Consider the following 20,958-nt stretch of genomic DNA (forward strand, 5'->3'; position numbering starts at 1 on the left):
AGGTGCTGGTGTTGTTGCTAAAATCTTTGACTAATTAATTAGTTAAAAAGAGCAAACATCGTATCAAGAAGGGAAGCTTAGGCTTCCCTTTTTTATGCCTACAATAAAAATGATTTTCTTATAACGAATTTGTCTAAATAAATTCCATTTGCGACTGGTAATAGTAACGGTTCTTATTTATATTTAGGTTTGAATTTTCTAGTTAGGTTGTCGTATGTACATTTGTATCTGCCATGGTATTTCTGATAAAAAGATTAAGAAATTAGTCATTGAAGAAGGAATATCAGATATTCGAGGTATAAAAAAATGTACAGCATTGGGAAGCCAGTGTGGAAAATGTGTCCGTGCAACAAAAGAAATTATCGATGACACGTTATCGATTCAATTTAAGCAAGCAAGTTAAAGAGTCTCCAAGGCAGTAAAATGGCTTTCAAACTTTGACTCTCTTCCGATTGGTTCTACAGTTAATAGAACCACAGAGGAGGGCGTAGCCATGAAAGGCGATCCAGTTATCATTCAACATCTCAATAAAATCCTAGGTAATGAACTCGTTGCCATTAACCAATATTTCCTTCACGCACGTATGTACAAAGATTGGGGTCTAAAACACCTCGCTGATAAGGAATACCATGAATCAATTGATGAGATGAAGCACGCTGATCATCTTGTAGAGCGAATTCTATTTCTAGAAGGGCTACCGAACCTTCAAGACTTGGGGAAGCTGATGATTGGTGAGAATGTCAAAGAAATGCTTGAAAGTGACCTGAACGTTGAAATGACTGCTATTCCAGATCTAAAAGACGCTATCGCTTATGCGGAAGATGTCCGTGACTATGTCTCTCGTGATCTGTTCCAAGAAATTTTGGAAGATGAAGAAGAACATGTCGACTGGTTAGAAACACAGTTGGGCTTAATTGAGCTCACTGGAATCGAAAATTACCTACAAGCGCAGTTTATTGATGAAGATGATTAAATCGAGTCGATAACTGAGTTATTTACAGGGTCGAGTTAAGTGGTTCAAAACCAATACTTTGAACGACTTAGCTCATATCAGCCACTTTAGTCATTGGTGCCGGTTCTTTCCTACATCTATCCTTGCGTATCAATCTCACATTTTTCTTGCCTATTTTGCTTCCTTTCTGTACCATTTGCCGTCCTTAATTCTCGGTCATTTATCTTTAGTTCCTTGCTTCCTCTGGACGACCGAGCCACTCGTGGAAGCTAATAATCCGTAAGGAGCAACCAAATGCGTCATTATGAAATCGTATTCATGGTTCACCCTGATCAAAGCGAGCAAGTTGCTGGCATGATCGAGCGTTACACTGGTTCTATCACTGAAGCTGGCGGTACTATCCACCGTCTAGAAGACTGGGGTCGTCGTCAAATGGCTTACCCAATCAACAAGCTTCACAAAGCTCACTACGTTCTTATGAACGTTGAAGCTGGTCAAGAAGTGATTGACGAGCTAGAAACTGCTTTCCGTTTTAACGATGCAGTTCTACGTAACATGATCATGCGCACTAAAGGTGCTGTGACTGAACAATCTATTATGCTTAAGCAAAAAGAAGAGCGTGCTGAGCGTGCTCCTCGTCGTGAAGAGCGTACAGATCGTCCAGAAGCTAGCCAAGAAGCAGCTGCTGAGTAATTAACTTATGACCAATCGAATGGAACTTAGCGGCTCTGTCGTCAAAGAACCAATTCGAAGCCAAAGCCCTGCTGGTATCGCTCATTGCCGTTTTTGGTTAGAGCATCGTTCCACCATGGTAGAAGCTGATTTACCCAGACAAGTTTATTGTCGTATGCCGGTAGTTATCAGTGGGCAAGGGTCAAAAGCAATAACTCAGAACTTAGTTCAAGGCAGTAATATTAAGGTTAGCGGTTTTGTCGCTTACCAGACCGGCCGAAATGGTGTGGGAAAATTAGTATTGCATGCTGACAACATAACTCAAATTTAAGATCAGGAGATAGCCCATGGCTCGTTTCTTCCGTCGTCGTAAATTCTGCCGTTTTACTGCAGAAGGCGTACAAGAGATTGACTACAAAGACGTAGCAACTCTTAAAAACTACATTACTGAAGCTGGTAAAATCGTACCTAGCCGTATCACTGGTACAAGTGCTAAATATCAGCGTCAACTAGCTCGTGCTATCAAGCGTTCACGCTACCTAGCTCTTCTACCGTACACTGATAAGCATCAGTAAACGGTCGTTTTATTAAGAAAGAGGATTAAATAATGCAAGTTATTCTACTTGATAAAATCGGTAACCTAGGTGCTCTTGGCGATACTGCAAACGTTAAATCTGGCTACGCTCGTAACTTCCTTATCCCACAGGGTAAAGCAGTTATGGCAACGAAAGCTAACGTTGAAATGTTTGAAACTCGTCGCGCTGAGCTTGAAGCTAAAGTTGCTGAACAGCTAGCTGCTGCTCAAGTACGTGCTGATAAAGTTACTGCACTAGAAGCGGTTGTTATCGCTTCTAAAGCGGGTGATGAAGGTAAACTATTCGGTTCTATCGGTACTCGTGACATCGCTGACGCTATTACAGCGGCAGGTGTTGCAGTAGCTAAGAGCGAAGTACGCCTACCTGAAGGCGCTCTGCGCAACGTTGGTGAATTCGACGTAAGCATCCAACTTCACTCTGAAGTTTTTGCTACAGCGAAAGTACAAGTTGTTGCTGCTGAGTAATTTCAGTATCTAGACGATTTCTTCGTTAAGAAGATTTTAAACACCGGCTTAGGCCGGTGTTTTTTTATGTCTAAAACAATGCGTAGAGCATACAGGGTATTAAACAATAGAATGAATAGAGCGGAGACAAAAAAATCGGTGTAGAAAAGAGACACGACCAGACAATAAACCGCACTAAAAAACAAACAATAAATTAACCGAAAAGATACTGTCAGAGTTACTCAGCCCTTCTGGCACTTTATCGTGGTATTGCTGCGAGTAAGCCAATTTAAGTGCGATATCGTCAGTAATATTGTTGGTCATACTAAAATCGGTATCCAATCGAGTATTGCTCAAGCCTGTCACTGTCGTGATATCGGCTGACAGGGTTAAGTTATCAATCACATTCCAATCGACATTAATATTTCCTCGAAAAATCGCTTCTTGTACTGTTTCGGGAAAGATAATGTCATCGTCTTTTATCTCGTCTAAGTTGGGCTCTTGATAGCGGTAGCCTGGGCCAAGTTCTAACTCGATGGTTAACTGTTCGGTATTGGTAAATTGATAACCCAATCCTGCTGACAACGTATGATCTTTGAAATAGGCGCTATACCGTGTTTCTATGCCTTTGAAGCTCCCATACAGATAGGTTTTTGGACTTAGCTTATAATCACTTTGCGCCGTATAAGTTGATTGACGCTTATCTTCTTCGCCATCTTTATACAGCATGTGAAATTTCCATTCGCCACTGCTACGATGACGCCCAGAGGTATACTCGGCGTTCATTCTTGAATTCAGCGATTGCGAATCGGAGTTGCCGTTATGGGCCTGGTAACCAAATTCAATCTCAGATTTCCAAGGAGAAGGGAGTTCTATTTGGGTAGGGCTTGGTGTTGCTTCCTTTGCATAAGCCAGTGATGTTGTTAGCGTGCAAAAGCAAGCGAACCAAAGTTTACGCACTCGGAACCTCTAGGGGGAAAATGAAGAGTAGATATTATGTCAGACGTTGTATGCTTTCGTCAGCAGTTGGTTAATTATACTTAAGTAAAATACAAACACTCTCTAACTTAATTACAAATGAGATATTCTCGTTATAATAGCGGCAATAAAAAAGAAGTTGAGCAAAAAAATGGCAGACCAGAAAACGGATTACAGAAAAAAAATCAACGCAGACAGACAGGTTGATGCAATCAAGGTGCCTCCTCATTCATTAGAAGCAGAGCAATCGGTTATTGGCGGTTTGCTGTTGGATAATGAACGTTGGGATTCTGTGGCCGAAAAGGTTCTAGCCAATGACTTTTATAGCCGCCCGCACCGATTAATTTTTGAGGCGGCAAAATCAATTTTAGACGACAGTAAACCTCTCGATCTTATTACTTTGTCCGAGTTTTTGGAGCTCAGAGAACAGCTTGAAGATGTTGGTGGGTTCGCCTATTTAGCGGATCTTGCTAAGAACACGCCAAGTGCTGCCAATGTTAATGCATACGCCGATATTGTCGCAGAACGTGCGTTGGTTCGTAATTTAATTGGTGTTGCTAATGAGATTGCTGATGCGGGTTATGACCCACAAGGCCGTAGCTCTGAAGATTTGCTCGATTTAGCGGAGAGTAAAGTCTTTGCGATAGCCGAAGAGCGAACCACAGAAAATGAAGGCCCTCAAAGTGTCGATAATATTCTAGAGAAGACCCTCGAACGTATTGAAATACTGTACAAATCACCTCAAGACGGCGTAACCGGTGTGAGTACTGGCTTTAATGATTTGAATAAAAAAACCGCAGGTTTGCAAGGTTCTGACTTAATCATTGTGGCAGCACGTCCTTCTATGGGTAAAACAACGTTTGCCATGAACCTCTGTGAAAATGCGGCTATGGATCAAGATAAGCCAGTGTTGATTTTCTCACTAGAGATGCCGGCAGAACAATTGATGATGCGTATGCTCGCTTCTATGTCTCGTGTCGATCAAACCAAAATTCGTACGGGTCAATTAGACGATGAAGATTGGGCTAGAATCTCCTCTACCATGGGGATTCTGATGCAGAAAAAAAACATGTATATCGATGACAGTTCTGGCCTTACTCCAACAGAATTGCGTTCTCGTGCTCGTCGTATCGCACGTGATTCAGGCGGTCTGAGTATGATCATGGTCGATTACCTGCAATTAATGCGAGTACCAGGCATGCAAGACAACCGTACTCTCGAAATCTCGGAGATTTCTCGTTCGTTAAAAGCGCTGGCTAAAGAGTTAAATGTCCCTGTTGTCGCTTTGTCGCAATTGAACCGCTCCCTAGAGCAACGTGCCGACAAGCGCCCAATTAACTCAGATTTGCGTGAATCTGGTGCGATTGAGCAAGATGCCGATTTAATCATGTTTATCTATCGTGATGAAGTTTATAACCCAGATAGCGCACTGAAAGGCATTGCTGAAATTATCCTTGGTAAACAGCGTAACGGCCCAATCGGTTCGGTACGTCTGACATTCCAAGGCCAGTATTCACGCTTTGACAATTATGCAGGCCCCGCTTTTGACGACGAGTAATAGCATGAGTTACATGAAAGCCGCGACCGCGAGTGTAGATTTAGCGGCGTTAGAGCATAACCTTGCACGGATTAAAACCAAGGCGCCGTCGAGCAAAGTGATGGCTGTGGTTAAGGCAAATGGTTATGGTCATGGCTTATGTCATATCGCCAAGTCAGCTCATGCGGCTGATGCATTTGGTGTGGCTCGAATTGAAGAGGCATTGCAGTTAAGAGCGGCCGGTATTGTTACTCCTATTTTGCTACTAGAAGGTTTTTACTCTTCTGGAGACCTACCTATTTTGGTGGCGAATAACATCCAAACCGCGGTGCACTGCGAAGAGCAATTACAGGCGCTCGAACAGGCAAACTTAGATTCTCCCGTTGTTGTTTGGTTAAAAGTTGATAGTGGAATGCACCGTCTTGGTGTTCGGCCTGAGCAGTATTCCTCTTTCGTTTCTCGTTTAAAGGCGTGCGTTAACGTGGCGAAACCTCTGCGCTACATGAGCCATTTTGGTTGTGCCGATGAACTGGATAACCCGGTTAGCCAACAACAAATCGAGCTGTTTTTATCGTTAACCAGTGGCTGCGAAGGCGAACGTTCTCTTGCGGCTTCTGCTGGTTTGCTTGCCTGGAAAGACAGCTTACTCGAATGGGTGAGGCCGGGCATCATCATGTATGGTGTGTCTCCATTCGAAGATAAGTCAGCGACTGAACTGGGTTTTAAACCTGTGATGAGCTTAACCTCACCATTGATTGCTGTACGTGAAGTGAAAGCCGGTGAAAGTGTTGGGTATGGCGCTGCGTGGACCAGCTCTAGGGATACCAAAGTTGGGGTGATTGCTATCGGCTATGGCGATGGCTACCCAAGAATGGCGCCCAATGGAACGCCTGTGCTAGTGGGTGGCCGTAAGGTGCCTACCGTTGGCCGTGTTTCTATGGATATGCTGACCGTTGATCTTGGGCCTGATGCTTTGGATTCAGTCGGTGATGAAGCGATTCTGTGGGGCGATGGTTTGTCTGCGGAAGAAGTGGCGAGCCACATTGGAACGATAGCGTATGAGCTTGTGACAAAGTTGACTTCTCGTGTTGCGATGGAATACAAAAAGTAGGTTCTATGTCTCGATTACTGCCCCATGTTTTGGCGATGATTTTACTCTCTGTTGTCGCTAGCGTTTCCGCCAAAGAAAAAGATTCTGCCTTCGTCCCTTTTATATTTAGCACTGAAACGTTAGGTTTTAGTGTCGGTGCCGCAGGTGTTGCCAAAGGTGTTTGGCAGCCTCAGGCGGCCTTATTTGGTATGGGTTTATATTCCGACAAAGGCAGCTATGTGGGTTTCCTCTCTGCTCATAACTACGCTTTAAGCGATAACTTGCTGTTTAGCACCCAGCTTTACCAAGCTAAACTTAACCAGGCTCCTTACTATTTGGGAGAGCAGGGCAACAACGAATCGTCTATCTTAAATAAAACGATTGTTGATGGCTTTGAAGAAAATTATGAACTTGAATTTAAATTCCTTCTTCCCTGGGGGGCGATAAAAGATCAAGGTTACATGGGTATGTTCAAGCCTCAGCGTGAGGTGTCATTTGCCAGCCCTTTAGAATCTGGTGTCACTTCTCTTTCTGTTGTTCCTTTTTATACATCTCGAAAGCTAACGAATACGATTGAAGAAAATGAAGCTGCAAAAGGAGTCCGTTTTACTTTCGATTGGGATAATCGAGATAACGCGAGAAACCCCACAAAAGGATCCCATACCGAAGTCTCTCTTACCATGGGCTCAGACAATTGGGTAGATGAAGACAGCTGGAACCAGGTGGAGTTGCAGAACAGCCAATATTTTTCACTAGGACCGCTTGGTGACATTTTTGATCAACAAGTATTGGCGTTTGATTTTTACACTGCCGATACACCAAGTTGGAATGATTGTGATGGCCCACAGAATTGTGCTCGACCTCCAGAGCATGAGAACATCAGTTTAGGCGGATTGTATCGCTTACGAAGCTATACAGGTGGTCGTTATCATGGTCGCTCTGCCATCCACTATTCAGCAGAGTACCGCATATTGCCTGAGTGGCAACCATTAGGATCACTACCTGTTATTAACTATTATGATTTACCTTGGTGGCAATGGGTTGTCTTTGTTGATGCAGGTCGAGTCGCTGATGAGTATGATTTAAAAACACTCCATACTGATATGAAATGGAGTGCTGGTGGTGCAATACGATTCCAAGTAGAAGGTATTGTGGTTCGCGCTGAAGTCGCTAAAGGGTCTGAAGAGAGCCTGTTTAGAGTGATGATTAATCAACCGTTTTAGCTGTTCGTTTTAGCTAATGGTTTAAGCGAATTGTTTTAGCGACTCAGTTTAGCTACTGCTTACCGTGGACACTGCTTACTGCTTACTGCTCACCTTGAATCGTAATAACCACTTGGCGTTTGCCAGCACAGTGACGATGCTCACCTAAATAAATACCTTGCCACATTCCCATGGCGAGTTTCCCATTATGAATCGGGATAGAAAGGCTTTGACCTAAAATGGATGATTTTATATGTGCGGGCATATCATCATCGCCTTCATAGGTATGTCGGTAATAGGGGGCCTTTTCTGGGACGTAGCGATTAAAGTGCGCTTCCATGTCACTACGAACGGTTGGATCTGCGTTTTCATTGATGGTTAAGCTGGCGGATGTATGTTGAATAAACACATGCATCAAACCAACGGAAAAAGCGCTCAACTCAGGGATTTGTTGTTCAATTTCATCAGTAATAAGATGAAACCCTTTTTTCTTTGCAGAAAGTTGAATGTTTTTCTGAAACCACATAGGGTGTCCTATAGTAAAAGTTGAATCGTTTATGGATTGTTATCGGCTTGAGGCCTTATGTAAACATGGTTTCTTTGAGAACGCCTTGTTTACGTGACCTACTTCAATGTCGGTGTCATTAAGCTGAGTCATAATCGGAAACTGAAAATTTATTACAATCTTGATAAATGTTATCGACTGAATAACACATTATTTTTGCTTAATCGGGGATTCTACCATTTGGTTGCGCTCTAGACGAAAACGGTGCAACGCGATGGAATAGAATAAAACCAACTGTAACATCGGAATTGACAGCATGTTGAAAAATATCAACCCAATAGAAACTCAAGCTTGGAAAGCGCTTACTGAGCATTTTGAAACCGCACAAGATATGGATATGAAAGAGCTGTTTGCTCAAGATGCAAAGCGTTTCGAGAGCTTTTCTACTCGCTTCGGTTCAGACATCTTAGTGGATTACTCTAAGAACCTAATCGACGCTGAGACTATGCAGCACCTATTCGCTCTTGCAAACGAGACTGAAGTTAAGTCTGCAATTGAAGCTATGTTTAGCGGTGATGCAATCAACAAGACTGAAGGTCGTTCAGTACTTCACACGGCTCTACGTAACCGTAGCGATAAGCCAGTAATGGTTGATGGCAAAGACGTTATGCCAGCCGTTAATGCAGTACTAGCAAAGATGGAACTGTTCACCCACCGTATCGTTTCTGGTGAGTGGAAAGGTTACACAGGTAAAGAGATCACTGATGTCGTCAACATCGGTATTGGCGGTTCGGACCTTGGTCCATACATGGTGACTGAAGCTCTAACGCCATACAAAACTCGCCTGAACATGCACTTCGTTTCTAACGTTGATGGCACTCACATCGTTGAGACACTTAAGCCGTTGAACCCAGAAACTACGCTGTTCCTAGTGGCCTCTAAAACATTCACCACTCAAGAAACAATGACGAACGCGCACTCTGCACGTGATTGGTTCTTGGCTGAAGCGGGTGACAGCGCACACGTTGCTAAACACTTCGCAGCGCTATCAACTAATGCAACAGCGGTCGCTGAGTTTGGTATTGATACTGACAACATGTTCGAATTCTGGGACTGGGTTGGTGGTCGTTACTCACTATGGTCTGCAATCGGCCTTTCTATCTCACTGTCTGTTGGCTTCGATAACTTCGCTGAGCTACTAGATGGCGCACACGAGATGGATAACCACTTTGCTTCAACTGAGTTTGAAAGCAACATTCCAGTGATTCTTGCGCTTATTGGTGTTTGGTACAACAACTTCCATGGCGCTGAGTCAGAAGCGATTCTACCTTACGATCAGTACATGCACCGTTTTGCGGCTTACTTCCAGCAAGGTAACATGGAATCAAACGGTAAGTTTGTTGACCGTGAAGGCAACCCAGTAGAATACCAAACAGGTCCTATCATCTGGGGTGAACCTGGTACTAACGGCCAACACGCTTTCTACCAACTGATTCACCAAGGCACTAAACTGATCCCATCAGACTTTATTGCTCCTGCTATCAGCCACAACCCAGCCTCTGATCACCACCAGAAGCTAATGTCTAACTTCTTTGCTCAAACTGAAGCGCTGGCTTTCGGTAAGACAAAAGAGACAGTGGCAGCTGAATTCTTAGCGGCGGGCAAAACAGCTGAAGAAGTGGCTGAGCTTGTACCTTTCAAAGTATTTGAAGGTAACCGTCCAACGAACTCTATTCTTGTTAAGCAAATCACGCCTCGCTCTTTAGGTAACCTAATTGCGATGTACGAGCACAAGATCTTTGTTCAAGGCGTAATCTGGAACATCTTCAGCTTCGACCAATGGGGTGTAGAGCTTGGTAAGCAACTCGCAAACCAAATTCTTCCTGAGCTTGCTGACGATGCTCAAGTAACCTCTCACGACAGCTCAACGAACGGTCTAATCAACGCATTTAAAGCGTTGAAAGCTTAAAGCCGAGTAGAACAAAAAACCAAGCACTATTAATCATAGGCTTGGTTTTTATCTTTATGACACACAATAAAAAGGTTGGCATAAGGCCAACCTTTTTTTTGATAAGAATTTCTATTCAAAGCAAATCTCAATAAATGCGTTACCCCATTGAGAGGTGAAAGGCATAATGATGATAGAGCCTTCACACTTATGACGAATGGTATGGCCCTTTCCTGAAACAACGACAGGGGTTGCCATGTCAAAATCAAAGCCACTTTCTGCGAGGATTCGTTTTGCACCACCGGTTACCATATTGGTAATTTCACCCACCATATCGGTGACTTCTTCATTTAAGCCGTTTGGTCGTTCACCTAGCATGTTTTGCATGATCTCAAGAGCTAGGTCTTCATCAAAAGTGATCGACATAGAGCCTCGGCTTTTATCTCCGACCATCCCGATTAAACCAGACACATCACCACGGGCAATTTCGTCTTTCTTAACTCGAGGTTTTTGTGGTTTCAACTCTAGTGAAGCCATCGTTTTTAGTACATTCATTAATGATGCTAAAAACGGGTTTACAAATTCAGCGCGCATAGCCTTCTTCTATATTTTAATATCTACATTTGAGGAGCATGTTTGGCAAATTCCATGAGATTCAATAACATGATTAGAAATCTTAAAGTTATGCTTCTCTGCGTTCTTTGCTAACAAGCTTATAAGGTTATCATCTTGTAGTTCGATAACGTTATTGCAACTGTCACAAATCAATAAATGAGAGTAATGCTTATTGGCATTACATGAGCAACAGGATATAAAACTATTTGTTGATTCCACTCGGTGAATGAAACCTTGCTCCATTAAGAAATCAAGGGCTCGATAAACCGTTGGTGGCTTGGCTCTCGGCTCGGTTTTTTTTAACTCTTCAAGTAATTCATAGGCACTGGAAGCCTTTTTACTTGAACAAATGAGCTTAAAAACGCTTTTCCTTTGAGGAGTCAGCCTGACACCGCGTGCCATACAAATGCTTTCAACTTGCTCTAATAACTTTTGGTCCAAACTCATCACCATAACCATTGGACTAATTTAATAATATACCATTTTTCGACGAATATGGTTTCACATAAAATAATTTATGTCGTTTGTGGGAAATTTCATACATTAACTTATTGTATCGCATATACGTTTTCCCTTCTCATGTTAATCAATCTTATACATCATTGGTCAAAGACTTACGATAGTTCTATTGCGTTGGATGCAGGTAGCCTGGTGATGTATCAGTGCTCTAGAGCCGCGTCAATGATTAGGGGCATGTGAAAATACACGGCAGATTAGTTATAAATGAAGGGGATTATGAGGTAACGAGCTGAGGAATGCATGATAGAAGCGTTATGCTGCAAGAAAGTGAGAGGGTATGAACGTGGTAAAGCGATGGTAGCGTTACCACGTTTCTATACGCGTTTGTACTATATGAATTAGTTCTAGAACGTTAATGAATAAACAGAAGTGGTCCCACTGACTTCATTACTGACAGCAATGTAATGGCTGCCGTTACGAGAGAAATACTCGATAGATTCCGGCCCTAGATCCCCAGCTTTCGGATTATAGCGGCCGCTCTTGCAATCTCCGTCATCAACTTCGCTACAGACTGGCTGTATAAAATCGCGATTGTTGAGGTAGTTGATAAACTTGGCGTGTGTAGGAATGGTGACATCGTAGACCATAATTCCCCCTTGGCGTTCTAAACCAATGAAGGCATAAGCTCGCTCTCCAATCACCGCGACCTCAATGGCTTCAGGCTCGACCCCTTTATCATCACTTCGATTATCAGCGCTTTGGTTACTGTCGTTGGTGCTATTAAAGTTGGCTTTATCTTGTGCTAAGACGATACGAGCAAAGTCATCACCGCTGTCAAACACAGGTTCCCCAAACTCACTCCAAATGGAAAATGAACGTGCGCCGAAGGTTTGTACTTTTGCATCTGCAGCTAACACTTCTTGCGGCTTAATTATTTTTAGGCGAGCAAGTCGGTTTTTGTCTTTGAGCGCTGTTGCGAGTGGGTGGCTACTGGCTACTTTCAGATCTTTGCCTCGAACTTCATCGACATAAGCAATGCAGAACGCTTGTTTGGTGTTGTAGTCAGAGGCGTCTTGGTCGTCGTCTCCATCCCACTTGTGACCATCATCATCACACTGCTTTTGAGTGGCATCAAATCCATACTCTCGGCCATCCCCTTCATTAGCGGTAACGATGTAAGTCTTTCCTTTGATGGTGTAGCTCGCGATGCTGTCTGGCATATAAAGCCCTTCGAGCATAGGGTAAGCGTGTAGATTTCCGATAATGCCGTCTTTATTGGAAGCATCAAGCTGGGATGTTTCCCAAGATTTACCGCCAAGGCCAAATATTTTTTCAATGCTGGCGGACTGAACATCAATAGTGGCAATCGCGTTGTTTTCTTGCATTGCTACGTACAGCTTACCGTTGTCGGCAAACGTTAGGTATTCTGGCTCAAGATCTTGTGCAACACTGGCATTGGGCCCTGAAATACGAACGTCTTCACCTAGCTCAGAGTATCTCGACTCACCTTGATTGAAATCTTTAAAGTCGATTTGGGTGACGATAGCGTGTTCAAGCCCGGGCTTTAAATCGATCAAGGTAATGCTGCCTTCTGGATCGATTGAGTAGTTTGAATTTGGCTCCCCTTCATTCGCAGCAGCGATATAGCGTCCATCTTTAGAAAAGCTGACCATATCTGGCAGAGCTCCGGCTGGGAAGGTGTTGATAATATCTAAGGAATCAGAACGATAGAGCGCAATGATGCCATTACGTTGTTTTTTCTTATTTTCAATGGCAACCGCGATCAGCCCATTGTGTGTGGAAACACTGTTTGCCGCCCCTATTTCAATACCATTGTGTTTTCCAGCAGACTGTAAATCGATTTGCCCAACCGAGGTCGGTATGGAATCACGACTAAGTGCTAAAACATCAATTTTCTTGTCTTGGGCGTTCACGACATACAACCTGTCAGAGCAAGCGTCATAACTGACTATCTCAGCCGCGGAAGAGGCAAATGGCGCGTTGGTGATGGATGTGCCTACCAAGCGAATACCCTTTAGCGATGTCGATGGAATGTTAGCATTAACCAAAGGCTGGCATGCTTCGTTCAGGAATGTGCCCCTGACGTGGCTCTGGTTACGAGAGTCTGGTTGGCTTGAGCACCCGGTTAGGCTAGCGGCAACCAAAGAGAGTATCGTTAAGGTGGTTTTAAAGTGGGTCATATTTCCTCCATGAATATCTAGCAGATGACCATAGAGTGAATATGTGACGGTTTGTTTAAAGAATTAAGAACAAATGAAGTCGGTGTTGATTGTGAGCTTGGAAACGCTCGCAGACATAAAGACCAAGTAAGAAGTGTTATCGTTTTTAAGCGTATCTACTGACGGTTTATAATGTGCTTAATTGAAGCAGTCGTAAGCTCTATGTATAATCGCGTTCCTCGAAACGAACACGGTTCTTTGTACTTCGACTGTTTTTTGTGGTGAGTATAGAGTGAGCAGAAGCGTCATTCGTTAATATTGTTTTGCCGTAATGGAATGTATGGCTAAAACCCTGAACATAATAGAGATTTTAACTATGCATCCATCATCCCGGTTCTCAATCGCTCCCATGCTCGATTGGACCGATCGTCATTGTCGATACTTCCACCGATTACTCACAAGTCAAACCCTGCTTTATACCGAGATGATCACAACCGGCGCGATCATTCATGGTAAAGGGGACTTTCTTGCTTATAACGAAGAAGAGCACCCGGTTGCGCTTCAATTTGGTGGTTCAAACCCAACAGATCTAGCAACGTGCGCTAAGCTAGCACAAGAACGGGGCTATGATGAAATCAACTTGAATGTAGGATGCCCATCCGACCGAGTTCAAAATGGACGCTTCGGTGCCTGCTTAATGGCCGAGCCACAGTTGGTGGCTGATTGTGTAGCGGCAATGAACGATGTGGTTGATATTCCGGTAACCGTCAAAACGCGTATTGGTATTGATGATCAAGATTCTTATGAGTTTTTGACCGACTTTATTTCGATAGTGTCAGAAAAGGCGAAGTGTGAGCAGTTTACGATACACGCACGTAAGGCCTGGTTGAGCGGTTTGAGCCCGAAAGAGAACCGAGAAATTCCCCCGCTTGATTACGATAGAGCTTACCAAATAAAGAAAGATTTCCCTCACTTATCCATCGCAGTAAATGGTGGTGTGAAAACGTTAGAAGAAACACTAATCCATCTAAAACATTTAGATGGCGTTATGGTTGGACGCGAAGCGTATCAAAATCCGTATTTACTGGCTCAAGTCGATCAGTTGATTTTTGGCTTGGATAAGCCGGTCATGAAGCGCAGTGAAGCGGTAGAGGCGATGCTACCTTATATAGAACAGCAATTATCTAACGGCGCTAAGTTGGGTCATATTACGCGCCATATGCTTGGGTTGTTTCAAGGAATGCCTGGTGGACGTCAGTGGCGTCGATACATCAGTGAGAATGCGCATAAACCAGATTCTGGAGTTGAGGTCGTGCAAGCCGCATTAGCTAAAATTCCGGCGGAACTCGATGTGTAAAATTAACCAACATAGTGGGTGAAATTTACCTATTTATATAAAAAGGTGAGAAGGCTTATGTTCTTCTCACCTTTTTTCTTTTTAATTATCTGATTTTTAATATAAAAAATATTTGGCTCGATATCTGCATTAATGAATACCAGGAATACTGTAGGTAAGCGATATTAGGAGTGTGATTATGTTTGAGTTGATTTTTGTATTGGTATTTATTGCAACGCTATTGGTGACTGGCCTCACTATGATGTCCGTATTTGCGGCAACCGCTATAGCCTTTATTGTGTTGGCTGTTTTAGGCATGGTGGGGGTTGTATTTAAGTTGATCCCTTGGTTGATCGTCATCGCTATTGGTGTTTGGTTTTTCAAAAATCATGTCTATAGCCCACGTTAATCTCAAATTATTTCCAGTTAATACGCTAGGCGAATGTGCTATCATCCTTCGATAATTTTTATTAGTGTCGACGCCACACAGTTAAAGTAGGGATCAGAAGGATGAATATTCGGGGATTGGGATTAGGCTTATCAGGCTTATTAATGCTTATTAGCGCACCTGTGGTGAATGCACAATCGCCATACAGTATTAGCCTTGGCGCTGATATGTGGTGGGGAAGCACCAAAGTGAATGAAGTTCGTAAAGATGACGATCAGGTTCCTTCTTTTAGCGTTGCTCTTGAGCATGAACTGCCATATTTACCCAATGTCAGCTTCCGCTATACAACAATCGATGCTGACTATATAGCATTTGATAAATACGATTACACCTTTTACTACACCATTTTTGACCATGAACTGATGGACTTTGATTTTGGCGTGGCATTCAGTCAGTACTCAAATTCAAAATATATTGCTCCAATCGGTTCTGGAGCCAATGGTGCGCCTCAGTCATTCGACGAGTTAACTTGGAATTGGTTTGGAAAAGCGTTAATCAATGTGCCAAATACCCACTTCGATGTGATTGGCCAGGTCGACTTTGGAGACAGTAAGGGCCTCAAAACAACCGATTTCATTGCTGGTATGCAATACCGACTCCCAGTCTCTTCTGGTGAACTAGCACTTAAAGGCGGCTATCGTGTGATTGATATTGAGTCCGATGATTTCACTGTTGATGTTGAAAATCATAAAGAGTTTATCTTTGCTAACGGCTGGTTCTTAGGTGCTGAGTTTCAGTACTAGTTCAGCCTCACACTGCTTTTTAATAACGCCACTTCATTAAGTGGCGTTTTTTATATCTAATGGCTATATAACGGGCCTATTTTTTAGCAGAATGCTCAAAATCTACCATGCTTAATAAGGATGATTATGTTGTGTAGACGATAGGTGCGTGATGGTATGACAATTACAGAGCTGAGATGTTTGTACCGAGATCATAAGCTGGTCGAGGCGATTATTGAGCCTTCAGTGCAGGAAGGCAGTTGGGTTGTCGAGTTTCGTCACGCTAGAGGCGGTTTTGTTTTGTTGACCGATTCACAGGGTGGTGAATGCCACTATATGGATTTGGATCTCGCTTCTAAGTCCGCAATGGCTGTCGGCTTTTCTCAGGTTAGGATTGAATCCAAATAACCCACTTTTTACTTTCCATCTTCCAAAAAGTTATAAAACATACTTATCTATTCTTTCTTGTTATTAGCAAGAGTGGTTAATCTATCGGCACGCAATGAATAGGGATGTCGTGACCATGTCTTTAAATAAGAAAGAGTCCTCTCAAAAGGAAGTGTTATCTGGAAACACTTCAGCCAATGATCAGGCTGCATTTACTGCACCTATTAATCAGCAGCAAATTGGACAGCTTCAACAAACAGTTTCTGAATTATCAGCCAATCAACTCGCTTGGGTAAGTGGGTATTTTTGGGGATTAAGCCAAACTCAAAGTAATGCAGCTTCTGCGCCGATTGAACAAGCTGCAGCGGTTGTAGCCGCAAAACCAGCCGGAAAACTCACTATTATTTTTGCTTCTCAGACTGGTAACGCGAAAGGTGTTGCTGAAGCGTTAGAGCATGAAGCAAAGCAATTAGGGGTTGAATCTCAGCTATTTGATGCCAGTGATTATAAAGGCAAGAATCTCGCGAAAGAAACGCATGTCATTATTGTCGCTTCAACCAATGGTGAAGGTGAAGCACCAGATAACGCCATTGAGCTGCACGAGTTCTTACAATCGAAGAAAGCGCCGAAGTTACCGAATCTAAAATACGCGGTGATTGGTTTGGGTGATTCAAGCTACGAATTCTTTTGCCAAACGGGTAAAGACTTCGATGCTTACTTATCGAAACAAGGGGCGACGGCCTTTATTGATCGCATTGATCTCGATGTGGACTACGAGAATGAAGCCAAAGAGTGGCGTACTAAAGCGTTAGATATTCTTCAAGAAGATCTTTCTTCGGGTACGGAAGCTGACGTCGTTCAATTGCCTGTTGGTCAGGCTTCGTCTCATTCACAATACACGAAACAGAATCCATACACAGCGAGCTTGCTAACGAGCCAGAAAATCACCGGTCGTGATTCAGGCAAAGACGTTCGTCATATCGAGATTGATCTTGAAGATTCAGGTATTACTTACCAAGCCGGAGACGCGTTGGGTGTTTGGTATGAAAACAGTTCTGATTTAGCCAATGAAATTCTGTCGAAAGTGGGCCTTTCTGGTGTTGAGAGTGTCGATGTTGATGGTGAAAGCCTCTCTATTCATAGCGCTTTAGTTAGCAAGTTCGAAATCACAGCGTCAAACCCTCAGTTTGTAACTAAGTTTGCAGAGTTGTCGGGCAGTAAAAAACTCCAAAAGCTGGTGGAAGATAAAGATAAGCTACGTGAGTACGCAGGAAACACACAAATCGTTGACGTACTTACAGAAAAGAAAACCAAGTTGTCTGCTGATGAATTCGTCGGGCTACTGCGAAAATTGACGCCTCGTTTGTATTCCATTGCATCAAGCCAAAGTGAAGTCGATGAAGAAGTTCATTTGACGGTCGGTCTGGTTGAATATCAAAAAGGTGAACAATCTCGATTCGGCGGCGCTTCAGGTTTCTTAGCGCAACGATTGGAAGAAGGCGGTGAAGTTAAAGTGTTTATTGAAAACAACAATAACTTCAAACTTCCTCAAGATGATAATGCTCCGGTGATTATGATTGGTCCAGGAACGGGTATTGCGCCTTTCCGAAGCTTTATGCAAGAGCGCGACAACCGAGAAGCAGAAGGAAAAAACTGGTTATTCTTTGGTGATCGAACCTTTACCCAAGACTTTTTGTATCAAGTTGAATGGCAAAAGTATTTGAAGTCAGGTCTTCTTTCGCAGCTTGATGTCGCCTTTAGTCGTGATCAACATGAAAAAGTTTACGTCCAGCACCGAGTACTTGAGCAAGCGGAACAAGTTTGGCAATGGATACAAGCGGGTGCGTACATCTATGTTTGTGGTGATGCAACGCGCATGGCGAAAGATGTCCATGAAGCCTTCATTCAAGTTGCAGAGCAGCAAGGGAAGATGTCGAGAGACGATGCTGAGGCATTTATTAACAACTTACGCAAAGACAAACGTTACCAAAGGGATGTGTACTAATGAGCAAGCAAGAGCAAGAAGTATTGGGTCAAGTGCTTGGTCCATTAGCAGACAACGAACGTTTGAAGCGTGAGAGTAATTTCTTGCGCGGTACGATAGAGAAGGATCTTCAAGATCGAATTACCGGTGGCTTTACGGCAGATAACTTCCAATTGATTCGTTTCCATGGGATGTATCAGCAGGATGACCGCGATATTAGAGCCGAGCGTGCGAAACAAAAATTAGAGCCTCTGCATAATGTCATGCTGCGTGCACGTATGCCGGGTGGGATTATTACTCCGAAGCAGTGGCTAGCCATTGATAAGTTTGCAACTGAAAATACCAGCTATGGAAGTCTGCGTTTAACGACTCGTCAAACCTTTCAATTTCACGGTGTATTGAAACCAAACATCAAGCTGATGCACCAGACGCTGAATAGCATTGGTATCGATTCCATTGCAACTGCCGGTGATGTTAACCGAAATGTTTTGTGTACAACGAACCCGGTTGAATCTGAACTTCATCAAGAAGCGTATGAGTGGGCGAAGAAGATCAGTGAGCATCTACTACCAAAAACTCGTGCTTATGCCGAGATTTGGCTTGATGGCGAAAAAGTAGAGACAACAGAAGAGCCTATCTTAGGCAGCAATTATCTACCGCGTAAGTTCAAAACAACGGTTGTGATTCCTCCTCAGAATGATGTTGATGTCCATGCAAACGATCTTAACTTTGTCGCGATTGCGAATAACGGAAAGCTTGTTGGATTTAATGTGCTGGTGGGTGGTGGATTAGCAATGACCCACGGTGACATGTCGACTTATGCGCGTAAAGCGGATGATTTTGGTTTTGTTCCTCTAGAAAAAACGTTAGAGGTAGCCGCTGCGGTCGTGACTACACAGCGTGATTGGGGTAACCGATCTAACCGTAAAAACGCAAAAACCAAATACACACTCGATAGAGTCGGTATTGATGTGTTCAAAGCGGAAGTTGAAAAACGCGCAGGTGTTAATTTTGAAGAGAGTCGCCCATATGAATTTACAGGGCGTGGCGATCGTATTGGTTGGGCTGAAGGGATCGATGGTAAACATCACCTTGCATTGTTCATCGAAAATGGACGCTTATTAGACTTCCCAGGTAAACCCCTAAAAACAGGTGTAGCTGAAATTGCGAAAGTGCACAAAGGTGACTTCCGCATGACAGCGAATCAGAACTTGATTGTTGCAGGCGTACCAGAGAAAGAAAAAGCGAAGATTGAAAAGATTGCACGCGCCCATGGTTTGATGGATGACACCGTCAGTGAACAACGTAAAAATTCAATGGCATGTGTTGCATTTCCTACCTGTCCATTAGCGATGGCGGAAGCTGAACGTTTCTTACCTCAGTTCGTGACTGATGTTGAAGCTATTCTAGAAAAGCATCAGCTACCAAAAGATGACAACATTATCTTGCGGGTAACAGGTTGCCCTAATGGTTGTGGCCGAGCTATGTTGGCTGAAATTGGATTAGTGGGCAAAGCACCTAATCGTTATAACCTACATTTAGGCGGCAACAGAGCGGGTACGCGAATTCCTAAAATGTATAAAGAGAACATCACTGACAAACAAATCTTGGAAGAAATAGATCAGTTAGTCGGTCGATGGGCGACAGAGCGTGAAGAAAACGAAGGCTTCGGTGACTTTACGATTCGTGCTGGCATTATAGAAGAAGTCTTTGTATCAAAGAGGGATCTTTATGCTTAATTCTGTAGCTTCAAAACTGAAGTTAGCAGAACTGCTCTCATTAACTAAGACGGAGCAAATTCTCCGTCTTGCTGAAATTAATGCCGAGTTAGAAAAGCTAACTGCGCAACAGCGTGTTAAATGGGCTTTGAATAACTTAGAGGGAACACACGTTGTTTCATCTAGTTTTGGTATTCAAGCTGCGGTGATGCTGCATCTAGTAACGCAAGCTGATCCAGATATTCCCGTAATATTAACGGACACAGGTTACCTTTTTAATGAAACGTATCAATTCATTGATCAATTGAGCCAACAGTTAACACTCAACCTTAAAGTATATCGAGCTCCAAATAGCCCCAATTGGCAAGAGGCACGTTACGGAAAGCTATGGGAACAAGGTATAGAGGGAATAGAAAAATATAATAAGTTGAATAAAGTCGAACCAATGCGTCGAGCGTTGGACGAGTTAGAAGTGGGAACATGGTTTTCAGGGCTAAGACGAGAGCAGTCCAGTAGCCGAGCAAATCTGCCTATTCTTTCGCTACAAAATGGTGTTTTCAAGTTCTTACCGGTAATAGACTGGACAAATAAAGACGTGCACTATTATTTAGAGAAGCACGGTTTGGCTTATCACCCACTTCGAGAAGAGGGTTATCTATCAGTGGGTGATACCCACACTTCTAAAAAGTGGGAACCTGGAATGAATGAAGAAGAAACCCGTTTCTTTGGATTAAAGAGAGAATGTGGCCTTCATGAAGATGATGGCGAACAATATGGTTCTGGAATTTAATCATTCAATAAAGAGAAAGCTGCAATGGCAGCTTTTTTTATGCCTGAAAATTGACTCTAAAATACGCATTGTGCATAACTCTGGGGATAAGGTGTATATTTGATCTGCGTAAATGATGATAAATAACCGCTTGGATCAAATTAGCACTTAAAGTGCGTATTTTTGCATTTTTTCACAAATAACACTTGCCAATGTGAGTTCGATCTCTATAATGCCTCCTCGTTGACACAGCAAGGGCTTACGGGCTAACAAGCAGGGTCAACAAGGCTAGAAAGCAAAAAGAGAAAATTTTAAAAAGTGTTTGACACTGAAGATTATCTCGCTAGAATGGCCGCCTCTTCCAAGTGATGCAAATCACAAAAGAAGAACGCTCTTTAACAATTTAAACCTATCAAT

General features: G+C 43.1%; 22 protein-coding genes. 17 read left to right on the forward strand and 5 right to left on the reverse strand.

Annotation, left to right across the window (positions count from 1 at the left end):
• Positions 1-214 precede the first annotated feature (214 nt).
• From A1QO_RS02125 to rplI, 6 genes are all read left to right on the forward strand, one after another.
• Positions 215-403: a (2Fe-2S)-binding protein gene (locus A1QO_RS02125; protein ID WP_017035804.1), complete on the forward strand. Its 189-nt coding sequence runs from the start codon at positions 215-217 to the stop codon at positions 401-403.
• A gap of 90 nt (positions 404-493) precedes the next feature.
• The gene (gene bfr, locus A1QO_RS02130; RefSeq protein ID WP_017035805.1) at positions 494-973 is read left to right on the forward strand and encodes a bacterioferritin; all 480 of its coding nucleotides are present in this window, start codon (positions 494-496) and stop codon (positions 971-973) included.
• Positions 974-1,246: 273 nt separating this feature from the next.
• Complete coding sequence (gene rpsF, locus A1QO_RS02135) at positions 1,247-1,645, forward strand: 30S ribosomal protein S6 (protein ID WP_017035807.1); 399 nt, start codon at positions 1,247-1,249, stop codon at positions 1,643-1,645.
• A gap of 7 nt (positions 1,646-1,652) precedes the next feature.
• Positions 1,653-1,955 (forward strand): primosomal replication protein N, encoded by a 303-nt coding sequence (gene priB / locus A1QO_RS02140; RefSeq protein ID WP_026026689.1) that lies wholly within the window; start codon positions 1,653-1,655, stop codon positions 1,953-1,955.
• A gap of 16 nt (positions 1,956-1,971) precedes the next feature.
• Positions 1,972-2,199, forward strand: coding sequence for a 30S ribosomal protein S18 (gene rpsR / locus A1QO_RS02145; RefSeq protein ID WP_000090472.1), 228 nt, complete (start codon positions 1,972-1,974; stop codon positions 2,197-2,199).
• 32 nt (positions 2,200-2,231) lie between these two features.
• Positions 2,232-2,684, forward strand: coding sequence for a 50S ribosomal protein L9 (gene rplI, locus A1QO_RS02150; RefSeq protein ID WP_017035809.1), 453 nt, complete (start codon positions 2,232-2,234; stop codon positions 2,682-2,684).
• Between the two features lie 174 nt (positions 2,685-2,858).
• Here rplI and A1QO_RS02155 read toward each other — a convergent pair whose 3' ends face one another.
• Positions 2,859-3,623: a DUF481 domain-containing protein gene (locus A1QO_RS02155; RefSeq protein WP_017039741.1), complete on the reverse strand. Its 765-nt coding sequence runs from the start codon at positions 3,621-3,623 to the stop codon at positions 2,859-2,861.
• A gap of 169 nt (positions 3,624-3,792) precedes the next feature.
• Between A1QO_RS02155 and A1QO_RS02160 the strand changes: the two genes are divergently transcribed.
• The 3 genes from A1QO_RS02160 to A1QO_RS02170 are packed head-to-tail and all read left to right on the forward strand — an operon-like array spanning position 3,793 to position 7,491.
• Positions 3,793-5,199: a replicative DNA helicase gene (locus A1QO_RS02160; protein ID WP_017035811.1), complete on the forward strand. Its 1,407-nt coding sequence runs from the start codon at positions 3,793-3,795 to the stop codon at positions 5,197-5,199.
• Positions 5,200-5,203: 4 nt separating this feature from the next.
• Entirely contained in the window at positions 5,204-6,289 is a 1,086-nt protein-coding gene (gene alr, locus A1QO_RS02165) for an alanine racemase (RefSeq protein ID WP_198926682.1), read from the forward strand.
• A gap of 5 nt (positions 6,290-6,294) precedes the next feature.
• The gene (locus A1QO_RS02170; protein ID WP_017038471.1) at positions 6,295-7,491 is read left to right on the forward strand and encodes a BamA/TamA family outer membrane protein; all 1,197 of its coding nucleotides are present in this window, start codon (positions 6,295-6,297) and stop codon (positions 7,489-7,491) included.
• Positions 7,492-7,573: 82 nt separating this feature from the next.
• Here A1QO_RS02170 and A1QO_RS02175 read toward each other — a convergent pair whose 3' ends face one another.
• On the reverse strand, positions 7,574-7,996 hold the full coding sequence (locus A1QO_RS02175; RefSeq protein ID WP_017039740.1) for a secondary thiamine-phosphate synthase enzyme YjbQ: 423 nt from the start codon (positions 7,994-7,996) through the stop codon (positions 7,574-7,576).
• Between the two features lie 295 nt (positions 7,997-8,291).
• On the opposite strand from A1QO_RS02175, the gene pgi reads away from it, so the two are divergent.
• Positions 8,292-9,944 (forward strand): glucose-6-phosphate isomerase, encoded by a 1,653-nt coding sequence (gene pgi / locus A1QO_RS02180; RefSeq protein ID WP_017041473.1) that lies wholly within the window; start codon positions 8,292-8,294, stop codon positions 9,942-9,944.
• Between the two features lie 111 nt (positions 9,945-10,055).
• Here the strand turns inward: pgi and A1QO_RS02185 are convergent, their stop codons facing one another.
• From A1QO_RS02185 to A1QO_RS02195, 3 genes are all read right to left on the reverse strand, one after another.
• Positions 10,056-10,517, reverse strand: a complete 462-nt coding sequence (locus A1QO_RS02185) for a chemotaxis protein CheX (protein ID WP_017035816.1) — start codon at positions 10,515-10,517, stop codon at positions 10,056-10,058.
• Between the two features lie 9 nt (positions 10,518-10,526).
• Positions 10,527-10,991, reverse strand: coding sequence for a zinc uptake transcriptional repressor Zur (gene zur / locus A1QO_RS02190; RefSeq protein ID WP_026026690.1), 465 nt, complete (start codon positions 10,989-10,991; stop codon positions 10,527-10,529).
• 410 nt (positions 10,992-11,401) lie between these two features.
• A complete protein-coding gene (locus A1QO_RS02195; protein WP_017041474.1) occupies positions 11,402-13,198 on the reverse strand; it encodes a choice-of-anchor I family protein in 1,797 nt (598 codons plus the stop codon).
• A 355-nt stretch (positions 13,199-13,553) separates the two neighbouring features.
• Here A1QO_RS02195 and dusA point away from each other — a divergent pair, with 355 nt between their 5' ends.
• From dusA to A1QO_RS02230, 7 genes are all read left to right on the forward strand, one after another.
• Positions 13,554-14,534 carry a tRNA dihydrouridine(20/20a) synthase DusA gene (gene dusA, locus A1QO_RS02200; RefSeq protein ID WP_017038475.1) on the forward strand — a complete coding sequence of 327 codons (981 nt, stop codon included), beginning with the start codon at positions 13,554-13,556 and terminating at the stop codon, positions 14,532-14,534.
• Between the two features lie 178 nt (positions 14,535-14,712).
• Entirely contained in the window at positions 14,713-14,922 is a 210-nt protein-coding gene (gene pspG / locus A1QO_RS02205; protein WP_017035820.1) for an envelope stress response protein PspG, read from the forward strand.
• 101 nt (positions 14,923-15,023) lie between these two features.
• On the forward strand, positions 15,024-15,704 hold the full coding sequence (locus A1QO_RS02210) for a TIGR04219 family outer membrane beta-barrel protein (RefSeq protein ID WP_017041475.1): 681 nt from the start codon (positions 15,024-15,026) through the stop codon (positions 15,702-15,704).
• Between the two features lie 156 nt (positions 15,705-15,860).
• On the forward strand, positions 15,861-16,091 hold the full coding sequence (locus tag A1QO_RS02215; RefSeq protein WP_017039730.1) for a hypothetical protein: 231 nt from the start codon (positions 15,861-15,863) through the stop codon (positions 16,089-16,091).
• Between the two features lie 94 nt (positions 16,092-16,185).
• Positions 16,186-18,075 carry an assimilatory sulfite reductase (NADPH) flavoprotein subunit gene (locus tag A1QO_RS02220; protein ID WP_026026691.1) on the forward strand — a complete coding sequence of 630 codons (1,890 nt, stop codon included), beginning with the start codon at positions 16,186-16,188 and terminating at the stop codon, positions 18,073-18,075.
• Positions 18,075-19,793 carry an assimilatory sulfite reductase (NADPH) hemoprotein subunit gene (gene cysI / locus A1QO_RS02225; protein ID WP_017041476.1) on the forward strand — a complete coding sequence of 573 codons (1,719 nt, stop codon included), beginning with the start codon at positions 18,075-18,077 and terminating at the stop codon, positions 19,791-19,793. Before A1QO_RS02220 ends, cysI begins: the two co-directional genes overlap by 1 nt.
• The gene (locus A1QO_RS02230) at positions 19,786-20,562 is read left to right on the forward strand and encodes a phosphoadenylyl-sulfate reductase (protein ID WP_017035825.1); all 777 of its coding nucleotides are present in this window, start codon (positions 19,786-19,788) and stop codon (positions 20,560-20,562) included. The genes cysI and A1QO_RS02230 overlap by 8 nt, the downstream gene beginning before the upstream one ends.
• Positions 20,563-20,958: the final 396 nt, after the last annotated feature.

Origin of the sequence: Vibrio genomosp. F10 str. ZF-129, assembly GCF_000287055.2 — a bacterium.
In the GTDB taxonomy this organism is placed as follows: domain Bacteria; phylum Pseudomonadota; class Gammaproteobacteria; order Enterobacterales; family Vibrionaceae; genus Vibrio.